The organism is Petrotoga sp. SL27, from assembly GCF_002924605.1.
Classification (GTDB): Bacteria; Thermotogota; Thermotogae; order Petrotogales; family Petrotogaceae; genus Petrotoga; species Petrotoga sibirica.
Map to the genome: position 1 here is coordinate 1 of NZ_JAIP01000011.1, position 11,380 is coordinate 11,380.

An 11,380-nucleotide genomic window follows, 5' to 3' on the forward strand; every position below is an offset into this window, starting at 1 on the left:
ACTTTTTCTTAATCTAAAACTGCATCTGGATTATTTTCTTCTAGGTTCATTACTACTTTATTAAATAGCATTAAAACACAATGAAAACAAGCATTAATTTCACTAATTTGATTCCTCAACATTCTCAATCACTTCTCTCACAGCTCTTATTGCAGTACCAATTTTGATTAATAGAGTAATAGTAATAATGCTTCCTATAAAGGCTAACAACCAATTGTAGCGAAAACCTATTTGATCTGCGATATAACCACTTACCAAAGGGATAGTGAAACCAAACAAGGATCCAGCAGCAGAAATAGCTGAAATATAAGATGCTCTCCTCTCACTTGGAATGAGATCATGAACCCATACTGAACTAGCGCTCATATCTATGCCCAATCCCAATTCGATTAAACAGGCTCCTATGTAGAAAGCAACAATTGAAGTGTGAGAAGCGATTGTAATAGAACCAATTGCAATTAAACCTTGCCCCATTATTGATACTTTCACACCTTCAAAACGCTTTAGAAGTATGCCTGCTAAACTATTTCCCATGGCTAAAACTACAAGAAAAATGGCCATTGTAAAACCTAAGTATGCAGTAGGCAATTTAAGCTCTTTGACCATATATAATTGCCATATCATTACAAAGGTCTGGAAAGCAATTCTTCCTGTCATAGAGTAAATCAAAATTAATCTCATCGTGGTACTTTTAAAAATATCAATTGTGTTTCGAACAAGGGCTTTCCTAAATGAAATTGCCCTATCTCCGTAATTTTCATTTAAAATGAAAATAAGAATGATGGATGTCCCAAGGGCCATTATACCAGCAACCAATAAGGGAAAATCTGGACGACCAATTGCAAGAACAGAGGACAGTAAAGCCACAATGGCACCGAATATTAGTGAAATTGCATTTGCATTAGGAAACACTTTCGCTTTTAAATGCGATCGACCTTCTTTAGTAATTTCATCTACAAACCAAGCTCCTGGAGTACCACTAATCAACGATACGCCGATTGCCCACAATAAAATACTCAAGATAAAAGTGAATAGATTACTTGCTTGGAAAAATACCAGTAAACCGATGGACCATATAAAAAATCCTAACACTAACGATCTTTTCCGACCGTATTTATCAGCAATGTTTCCAGTTGGAAAGTCAAATATACTTAATGCTATTGAAGAAATCGCTAATACCTGTCCGATTTGAAATGAAGTTAATCCCCTTATACCCATATGAGCAACATAGACAGTCCCAAATAATTTATCAATACCCTCATAAAGCATAATAATAAAATAATATTTCATTATTGTAGAACCAGATTTCATTGATTTACCAAAACGCCCCATAGGTCAGACCCTCCAGTTTTCATAAGATTATTGCCTTTAAAAACTCTAAAATCTAATATATGGGGTCTCTTTTCCCTCACTTCCCACCCCTTATGACCTCTATCCTTAAACCTCTTTACAAAGTATGTCGTTGAACTGTTCTTCACGGGAGACTTTCTCTACGCTCCCCATAAATTAATGACAGCTTCTTTGTTCTCTCTCCCAAAGAAGGATAGAATCCAAAAAATAACTACGCCGATAATTGACATAATCCAAAGAACCGTATACGCCCAATCTATAAAAAATATAAGAAAAGAAAAAAGATAAAAAGGTAATGTTACAAAACCTAAAAGCTTATTGAAAAAGGTATTTGAAGAAAGCAACGAAATCTCGCCTTCTCTTTGTATCCCCCAAGCCCCAGTAGATGCAAATAAAGAAAGGATCAAAACTGAGCCCAAATTCGAAAATCCAGCTTCATAACCGAATGTCTTTAAGATTATTATTGATACTAAGAACGTAAAAATTGATAAAATCATTCCAATAATAGCTGAAAACAAAATATCCTTAAAGAAAACTTTTTTCAGCGAGAGATGAGTCGATGCGATTGCTTCGAGAAAACCACTCATCATTTCCCTCGTATTTTCACATATCCCAAAAATCATGGTAGTGAATAGTAAAGATACAAAGGGTAATAGAACTTCTAAAGATAGATAAGGATTAACGATTCCAATAAAACATGCCATACCTATCATCATAGCCAGGCTTACAATCAAAGTTTTTATTCCCTTTTTTAAAAAGATGAGATTTTTCCACAATATGGCATCTATTTTTATTTTCATAGTTTTGTTATAGCCACCTTTTCTTTATTTATTTTTCTAATGATTCCTAAGAAGATAATGATCAAAATCGCTGAAACGATCAGTGTTATTATAACCATTAACCTAAGTGAGTAAGTTAAGAAAAAAGCACTCAGATTCAAAAAGAGGACCGCAAATATAAAGACTCCTGAGTTAATAAATGTGGTAACCGTGATGTTTGCAAAGAACCAGTAACAACTCCCCACCAAACCCTCTATACTAAAGACAAAGGGAACCGCTATTGCTAAGATCAGAAGATTATTTATTGAAGGAATTACAATTTCATTATACATTATCCAGGAAATGAATGTTGAAATAAAAAGGATTATCCACCCCAGACAAAGGGAAACAATCGTTATTAAACGTGCCTTAATAAGAAGTATTTTTCTGACTGAATAATGCGTGGCAAGGATACTTTCTAACGATCTATCTGAAATTTCCATAAAAAATATTTTGTTATTTAAGTTAAACCCAACGATTAAAGGAATCAATAGTATTAGATTTGAATAACTTTGCTGAAATTTTTCAATTGATATTAAGGATGAAATAGCTATAAATAAGCCAAGTATTATTGAAAAAAGAAAGGAACCCTTGGATTTTTTTAAAACAGTGAGATCTTTCCATAGGATTGCGTTCATCTTTTCACCCCTTTTAATGCTCTCGTTACAAGGCCTTTTCTAGCTTCTGGTTCGGATTTTAATAGCTTTAAATATAGATCTTCCAACCCTTCTTCTTCTGTTTTCATCTCCTGAACTTTTACACCTGTTTTTGCCAGTACTTCAAATATTCTTCCAGAATCATTCCCTTCGATGTAAATCGTATTACCATCGATTTCTATTTTCATTTCTTTACTTAATTCTTCTACCCAAGGCCCAATTTCTTTTACTTTTACCACTGTTCTTCTGGCACTGAAGCGACTTTTTAATTCTTCATAAGAACCTTGTGCTACCATCTCGCCATGGTTTATAATCGCTATATTCGAACATATCTTTTCTACTTCTTCAAGATCATGTGATGTCAGAAATACTGTCTTTCCTTCCTTTTTGAGAGCAAGAAGCATTTCTCTTATCAACGTTCTTGCTTCAGGATCCAATCCAAGCGTAGGTTCATCGAGAAAAATTAAAGTGGGATCACAGATAAGAGCCCTGGCAAGGGTTAATCTTCTGGACATACCATGGGAATATGTGGCAACGGGTTTATCCTTTACTTTCCACAACCCTGCAAAAGTAAGAAGACTTTCAATCCTTTCTTTCCTTTCACTGGGACTAGAATCTTCATAATATATCCTGTCAAAGAATTCCATATTTTCATATCCCGTAAGGATGTAAGATACACCCAAACTCTCAAGCATGAAGCCTATCTTTTTTCTCTTTTTGTCATATTCCTTTGATGTAACATCAACACCAAATACCTTTATTGTACCTTTAGTTGGTTTTAAAATGTTTAAAATTAGTCTCACCATGGTTGTTTTACCCGCACCATTAGGTCCCAACAATCCAAAAGTTTCTCCTTCTTTAATTGAGATGTTTATATTCTTCAAAGCAGGCTCTTCTTTTCCTCTGTATTCTTTGCAGAGATTTTTTATTTCTATAATATCCATCAAATCCATCTTCCTCCTAACAAAGTGGTCGATACTTGTAAAACTTGCTCCCTGATTTAACGGTCAACTTGCCAACCAATTACTTTTTTTATACTTCTGAATTTTTTGCTTGTTGAAATAATTTTTGCGTTTCTGTGTTTTACAAACTTCTTTTGGGCTCGCCACGCCATTTTTTTCTTATTCTAACATCAATCTTTTACCAAAGATATCTACGAAGTAGATGATTCCTAATATAGCCATTAATCCCAGAAATATCAAAATAAGATTTTGCCAATTTTCTAAAATAATTAACTTTTTCCACAGATTTCCATTCATTCCCACAAAAATTAAGAATAAAAAAAGAAGGATTCTAACTATGAATGGGTTATCAAACGCGAGAAGCCCTATTCCAACTAAACCACTAAGTACCGCCGACCAAATCGGAAAGGTTATCAATACCGTTAAAAGTATTTCAAAATTAGCAATTACTCCCATAGAAAAAATGTTTGTTATATATTGCACAATAATTCCCCATAACATGAATACCTGTGTGAACAATAATACTGCCAACATTTTCCCCAAGAATATTTCTTTTATATTTAAAGGTGATGCCAAAAGGTATGAGATATTTTTATTTTCCTTCTCTTTTTGAAAGCTGATCCAACCAAATGTATAAGGTACGAAAAAAGTAACCGTAAAAGATGAGATAAGAATAGGGTTAAATTTATTTGAACCATCCAAATTAAACACTATTACAAAGATTGTAATAGCCGTCAAAAGCAACAAAAATTGAAATTGTTTCCTTATGAACGTTCGTAACTCTTTTTTAATTAGGGCTCTCATCATTCTTCGTCCTCCTTCACGATATAAGTATATATATCCTCAAGCGTTACTTTCTCTTCTTCCACCCTTTCGACATCTATTCCTTTATTCACGAGATATCGAACTACTGATGATGGACTTATTTTATCTCCAGAGAGTATCAATTCTTTTTCCCCTATTACATTTACTTCAGAATCCTTTGAAATCTCATTTACTATATCCTTGGGAATTTTACTACTTACCTTTATTGTTACACCCATTCTAACTCCCAAAGCCTCTTTCAATTCTTCCATATTTCCAGTTACAACTATTTGCCCTCTTCTCAAAAGTATTATCCTTGAACATATTCTTTCTATATCGAAAAGATCATGAGAGGTAATTAAAAGTGTTTTTTCTTTATCATGTAAGCTTTTTAAAAATTCTACCATGTTTTTCCTGGCTACAGGATCAAGATTGGACGTTGGTTCATCCATTAAAACAATTGAAGGATCATGCAAAAATGCTCTTGATATGGCTAACTTTTGTTTCATACCTGCGGAAAGTTCCTTAACTAAACTTCCCTTATTTTCATAAAGTCCCCATTGGTTTAGTAATGCTTCTCCCCGTATTTGGGAAACCTCATATAATTCACTCCAGAACTTTATATTTTCATCAACGGTTAAATCATCATATAGACCAGGTCCGTCCAAAATAAAACCTATCTTTTTTCTTTCGCGCTTGGTCATCTTATCAGTATCTACCCCTAAAATTTTTGAAACCCCTTCAGTTGGTTTCAAAAGTCCTAATATTATATTTAGCAGGGTAGTTTTTCCTGCACCGTTTGGCCCTATCAATCCTACAATTTCTCCCGCATTTATTGAAATATTTATATCTTTCAAAGCTTCTACCCCGTTTTTATAAACCTTTCGAATATCTTTTAATATTATTGTTTCCATAAATCTATTCCCCCCTTCCAAATATTATTTCTTTTTGAACAATTCTATAAATGCATTATAATGTCTTTTAAGTTTTTATCTGTTATTCTGAGCATCTTTCACATACTGCTTCTTAAATAACTCTCTGTAACTTTCATTCTTTTTGTATAATTCTATGTGTGAACCGGAATCCACTATAGTACCGTTTACCATAAAATATATTTTATCTGCTTTTATTATTGTTGAAAGGCGATGAGAAACCAATATTATCGTCATATCTTTTTCCTTTTCCTTTAGACTTTCAAATATTAATTCTTCGGTACGTGAATCCATTGCAGAAGTAGCTTCATCCAGCAACAGCACCTTAGGGGGATGTAATAATATTCGAGCTAAATTGACTCTTTGCTTCTGCCCACTGGATAAGAGCAAACAATTTTTATTAAGAGACTCTGAAAATTCTGTTAGTTGTGTGATTTCTAAAATCTCATTTATTATCCTTTTTTCAACTTTTTCACCTAATAAGATATTCTCTTCTATACTTGCATTGAATGTAAAAGGAGAACCTTCTACATATTTAATATTTCTTCTTAAATCTGCAAGATCATATTGTGAAAGTTTTAATTTATTTAGCAATATTTCTCCTCTTTGCGGTTTATATAATTCGGTTAACAATAAAAGTAAAGTGCTTTTCCCCGTTCCGGTTGATCCAACAATGGCTATCTTTTCACCTTTACTGATTTGTAAATTTATATTTTTTAATATATAATTATTTCCTTCATATGAGAAGAAAACATCGTGAAAATCTATTGTAAATTCTTTTGGAAAGGGCATTCCTTTACGTGTTTTTTCCTCTTCTTGGTTTAGTAAAGTTTCAATTCTATTTATTGATGGAAAAGCGGCAGGTGTGGTAGTGAAGAGAAAAGCTAAGTTCCATACTGGGACATATAGCCTTCCAACGAATGTAAAAAAGGCGATCAGCGTTGGAATATCTACTAAATCCCTCATTGATAAAATTGCACCTATACATAAGATAATAATCGGTAAACCCTCTTCAATATACATAGTTATACTAGTATATAGTTTTTCATAAAAGCTTTTGTTTTTCATAGAGTTATTCCAATTTCGGATCTTGTTTTGAAAAAGATGGTAAAAATAGGTAGTTTTTTCCAATAATCTTATGATAATTGAGGAATTTATCCCTTCTTCTATTGATTTCACAACGTTATCGTTTGCCTCTCGTTCTAACAAAGACATACTTTCCATCTTTGGTTTGAACTGCTTTTGGCATAATAAGTATATGGGCAAGGAACAAACAAATATTATCGCTAAATAAGTATTTAATTTAAAAGCGACATAACATCCTACCGAAAATTCAGCTATTGCCTGAAAAACAGATGTGAAAAAAAGTGCTTCTTCTCCAACTATGTCAATATCAGAGGTGAATCGCGCCATCAATTCACCTGATGGCTTCCTTTTATGGTACGAGGCAGGTAATTTTAGAACCTTTAGATATAATTTCTCACGCAAGCTCCCTTTCACTAACAGTTTCAAAATGTCTCCTTGATAATCACTTAAAAACCAAATGAAACGTGTGAAGGAATAAATAGTAAGAATCAGTAAAGCTGTAATTAAGGCACTTTTCATCCCTTGCCCATCGTTTATTGTTGTAATTTCTTGCATCAAGTTTTCAATTAAAAATGGAGTCACGGCTACTAGTGGTATAAAAGATAAAATTAATATGAAATTTATGAATAACTCTTTTTTAAAACGAGAGACCTCTTCCCAAAGAAAATACAAGGCGTGTTTATATTTCATTGAAGGTCCTCCAATGTAACAAATTCTGAGTTATATAATTCGTTAATGAAGAAAACTTCATAGGTTTCAAGTGTTTTTTAATTGAATTCAAATATGCATTGATAAAGTATTACAAAGGAACCATCTGCTGTTTCTTTTTATGTTTTTGAAGTGGAAAGAAGAGAAGTGTTCATCAAAATTAGCAACAATTTTTAATTGAAAAACGCCCATTTAGGGCGTCTTTTCAGAAATTATTTCAGTATTTACACTACTACATACGATATCCGATCTTTTACCCTCTTTTAATGACTATTAATGATCTAATATGGTATCTAAACAATTATTTTGTTAGATATACTGATATTATTCCTCGTTACGTTTATTTTTTGCTTTTCCTTTTCTATATGGCGTTTTATGAGTTATGGCGTTATACCACAGTTTCTTCTTATAATTATTAAGTTTGTCTTTTAATCTTTTGAAAATATTATTTCCCTCTTTTTTTTGTGTGTGCAAGCATTTTCTTTTTCATAATCATCATACCCCTTTACAAATATGTATTTACTGCTCTTACAAACTCTAAAACTTAATCTATGGTGCCCTTCACCTCGCTCCCACCCATTATAAACTCTATCCTCAAATCCCTTTAATCTGGAATCATTAATACTACAGTCTCTTTTGTTATCTTTTTTCCGGCTACTACTGTGAAGAAAAATAAAAATATCCCTGCTCCTAACAGTATTGCACTTACTAAATGAAAAGTGGTTCTTTCCACTGACTGTTGAATTATCCATTATTCTCAAGTAAAAGAACTTTCTGTCTCAGCATCTCAAATTTGTTTCTTCCATACATTATCCTTTTAATAACTTTCAGTTTATTCACAGAACCCTCTGCCAGTCCATTGTTGTATTCATATATGATAGCATTTCTAACCGCTTGAATATCCCTTTTTAAACCGTTCACAAATTTATCTATCTTTCTGATTTTTAGATTACTAGCTTTTTCTATCCATTCTTCAAGTTTTTCAACGTTCTTTGATTCTAACAGATGTTTGAATTCATTTACGAGGTTTATTATACTTTCAATAACGGGGTATCTTTTAATAATCTTTTCGTACACTTCTTTTGAAAGAGCTTCTACTTCTTCAACTGGTTTGTACAGTAGTTTGATTAAATCTTTTCTTTTTACCCTTATTTCTTTTGAATCTTCAACTTTTAAATTTCTTTTTGCTAAATATATTCCAATGTTTGAATAACTACCTGTATAACCTTCACCCCTTATTGTTTCAAATATCTCTTTGTTTGATTTTCCGTTTCTTTTTAATACTTGTATTTGCCTTTTATATGGGTCCAGCATACTTGGGAGTCTTTTCCCTTTGTTCATGTTTGTGGGAGAGAAATTATTATCTAAATATTTATCCACAGTACTTCTATGTATGTTCAGTAATTTTGATTGCACTTAAGTTTTGCCTTTTCTTTTTCAGAATGAACCACGTTTTTGTTTTCATCAACCATCTGTTCAAAGTCCTGATCTTTTGTTTCTCCAACAACCAAAGAGGTACTGAACTTTTGATAGATGTGCTCTTTGCAATAATCCGTTAGATTTTTTATTAAATGGGACTTATCCGATATCTGAAGAGCGCAATCGGCCCATAGCGGACTTTCACCGCTTAGCTATTGCGCCTGCTGGCGCACCTAAAAAAGCGATTAAAATTTTTAATTTTAATCGCTTACAATCTAATAACCACTACTAGTGTATCTTTTTAAACATCTCATCCATATACAACAACTTAATATAAAAAAACCTATACCAAATAAAATTGTTCCTATAACCAACAAAATATTATCTTTTGTTGGCCCTTCAATAATAACAAGACTAGGATAATATGCAGTAAATCCTATCGGTATAATAAAAGTAAATATAAACTTCAATGAGATATTATAAATACTTAGAGGATATTTAGAAAAATCATTAAGCTGCATAGTTACATCTGTGATATCCAAATTATCTATAGTAAAAAAAGATATTGTAGATAAAAGAATGGATATACCAGCATATACTAAAGATGCTATAATCCACAATATTGGTAAAAATAGTAATAGAGGGTTAAATACTTTCAATTTTATTATTGAAATTATGCTTATAATTATTCCAAAAAACAATTCACCCCACCCATCCTCGTCAAACCCTTCTATCATGATTAAAAAAAGTGGATTATATGGTTTCATTAAAAACCTATCAAACTCACCAGTTTTGATATAGTATGGTATAGTTATTGTTTCAATAAAAAAGCAATGCCATATGGCAAAAGCCGTTGTACTAAAACCGTAAATAAATAACATTTCTTCAAATGTCCACCCTTCTATATTTGTAATTATAGTAAATAGAATTAATAGCATTGAAAAGTTAATTACTGTTTTTATCAACATAGCAATTACGCCCATAATAAAATCTACATCATATATCATCAATGATTTTAAATTTAATTTAAATGTAGTTTTATAAATTTTAATATACTTTTGTATTCTTATAGTATTTAACCACCTTGAATTGTTAGTCTTTTTATAACTCTATCAAAACATACTCTGTATATTAAGAAAATTATTATTAAGTTAATGCATTGCATTAAAATGGTTCTTTGAAACTCAAAATTTTTATCTAATATAGTCAATATGGGTATGTTATACATATATTGAAAAGGTAGTTTCTCTAAGATTTTTGATAATATCGTAGGATAGAACTCCAGGGGGATTACCCTTCCAGATAGTAAAATGATAATAGCATATTTTAAGTTTTGTAGACCCCATTGACTAGTTGTATAGAATGACAATATCCCAAAAATTAGTTCAAATACGAAATAAAAGAGATAACTAAATAAAAACATTATAATAAACTTTACAATATTTATAGCTGTTAAATTATTTCCTATAAATAGAACATATAAAACATATAAAGGTATGTTTAATACCAAAAGCTTAAATATACTTGCACCTACATTCTCAAATAATAGTTGCTCAGTAAAAGAATAAGGATAAAGTAAAGTTAATGCAATATCACCACTTTTAACCATAGATCCAATTCTTCCACTTACTTGCATAGGGTATACATTCGACATTATTTGTGCTATTACAACATAAGCAAACATCTCTTTAAACGAAAATATAACCAAATTATTAGTTTCATAAATAGACTTCCAAATATAATATTGCATTATTATAAATAAAAAATTACTTATGATCTTTACAATTACCGCTTCACTATAAATTTGATTAACTACAAATCCTATTTTAATCAATCTTTTTCTAATTTTAAAATTACGAAACATATTTTCCCTTTGCTGATAATTGTTCATTCAAGAAATATTTTAAAGCATCTTTGAAACTTATTTTTGAAACTCGAACAAAATCAATATCTTTATTAAAAGTTTCATAAATCTTCTTTATCAACTCCGACTTATTATTTATCGAAGACACATCTATCTTTACCATGTTTTTTTTAATATCAAATTTATAATTTTTAAAATCAAATTTACTCTCTATATTTTCTGGTAAATCTTTAAAAATGACTTCTAGCATTTCTAAGTTATAGATACTAGAAATATCGTTTACTGGGCTATCATGAATTATCCTACCTTCATGTAATATAATTACTCTATCACATAACTTCTCAATATCATCAAAATCATGTGTAGTCAACAATATAGTAGTTGTGCCTTTGATAGAATTCAAAAAATTTAATATAGAATCTTTTGTCAAAACATCTAATCCTATCGTTGGTTCGTCTAAAAATATAATTTCAGGATCATATAAAAAAGCACCTGCTAGTTCTGCCTTCATTTTTTGACCTAAACTCAAAGTTCTTACTGGATTATTAATAAAAGTCGATAATCCCAAAATTTCTGAAAAATAACTAATTCGATTTTTAAAATCTTTATCATTTATATCATACATATCTTTAATTAAATAATAAGATTCCATAGGAGACACATCCCATCTTAATTTACATCTTTGACCAAAAACGGTAGAAATTTTTCTATTATTGATAAGCCTATCTTTAAATGGGTCATTCCCTAAAACTCTAATTTCTCCAGAAGTCGGGGCTAAAAT

12 protein-coding genes are annotated in these 11,380 nt (G+C 31.1%); all 12 read right to left on the reverse strand.

All coding sequences use genetic code 11. The features are described 5' to 3' along the window. Positions 1-102: 102 nt before the first annotated feature. A complete protein-coding gene (locus AD60_RS03530; RefSeq protein ID WP_103876051.1) occupies positions 103-1,332 on the reverse strand; it encodes an MFS transporter in 1,230 nt (409 codons plus the stop codon). Between the two features lie 158 nt (positions 1,333-1,490). Then, a complete protein-coding gene (locus AD60_RS03535; protein WP_103876052.1) occupies positions 1,491-2,150 on the reverse strand; it encodes a hypothetical protein in 660 nt (219 codons plus the stop codon). After that, complete coding sequence (locus tag AD60_RS03540) at positions 2,147-2,806, reverse strand: hypothetical protein (RefSeq protein WP_103876053.1); 660 nt, start codon at positions 2,804-2,806, stop codon at positions 2,147-2,149. Before AD60_RS03540 ends, AD60_RS03535 begins: the two co-directional genes overlap by 4 nt. After that, positions 2,803-3,768, reverse strand: coding sequence for an ABC transporter ATP-binding protein (locus tag AD60_RS03545; protein ID WP_233186812.1), 966 nt, complete (start codon positions 3,766-3,768; stop codon positions 2,803-2,805). Before AD60_RS03545 ends, AD60_RS03540 begins: the two co-directional genes overlap by 4 nt. A gap of 177 nt (positions 3,769-3,945) precedes the next feature. After that, positions 3,946-4,593, reverse strand: coding sequence for an ABC transporter permease (locus AD60_RS03550; RefSeq protein WP_103876055.1), 648 nt, complete (start codon positions 4,591-4,593; stop codon positions 3,946-3,948). Next, on the reverse strand, positions 4,590-5,504 hold the full coding sequence (locus AD60_RS03555) for an ABC transporter ATP-binding protein (protein WP_103876056.1): 915 nt from the start codon (positions 5,502-5,504) through the stop codon (positions 4,590-4,592). Before AD60_RS03555 ends, AD60_RS03550 begins: the two co-directional genes overlap by 4 nt. A 75-nt stretch (positions 5,505-5,579) precedes the next feature. Beyond that, complete coding sequence (locus tag AD60_RS03560; RefSeq protein ID WP_103876057.1) at positions 5,580-7,298, reverse strand: ABC transporter ATP-binding protein; 1,719 nt, start codon at positions 7,296-7,298, stop codon at positions 5,580-5,582. Between the two features lie 446 nt (positions 7,299-7,744). Then, complete coding sequence (locus tag AD60_RS03565; RefSeq protein ID WP_103876058.1) at positions 7,745-8,077, reverse strand: hypothetical protein; 333 nt, start codon at positions 8,075-8,077, stop codon at positions 7,745-7,747. Next, positions 8,061-8,732, reverse strand: coding sequence for a transposase (locus tag AD60_RS03570; protein WP_103876059.1), 672 nt, complete (start codon positions 8,730-8,732; stop codon positions 8,061-8,063). Before AD60_RS03570 ends, AD60_RS03565 begins: the two co-directional genes overlap by 17 nt. 278 nt (positions 8,733-9,010) lie before the next feature. Continuing rightward, a complete protein-coding gene (locus tag AD60_RS03575) occupies positions 9,011-9,703 on the reverse strand; it encodes an ABC transporter permease (RefSeq protein ID WP_199177836.1) in 693 nt (230 codons plus the stop codon). Between the two features lie 107 nt (positions 9,704-9,810). After that, positions 9,811-10,599 (reverse strand): ABC-2 family transporter protein, encoded by a 789-nt coding sequence (locus AD60_RS03580; RefSeq protein WP_158248363.1) that lies wholly within the window; start codon positions 10,597-10,599, stop codon positions 9,811-9,813. Next, positions 10,589-11,380 (reverse strand): ATP-binding cassette domain-containing protein (locus AD60_RS03585; RefSeq protein WP_199177837.1); only part of this gene is annotated, 792 nt, incomplete at its 5' end. The genes AD60_RS03585 and AD60_RS03580, both read right to left, overlap by 11 nt.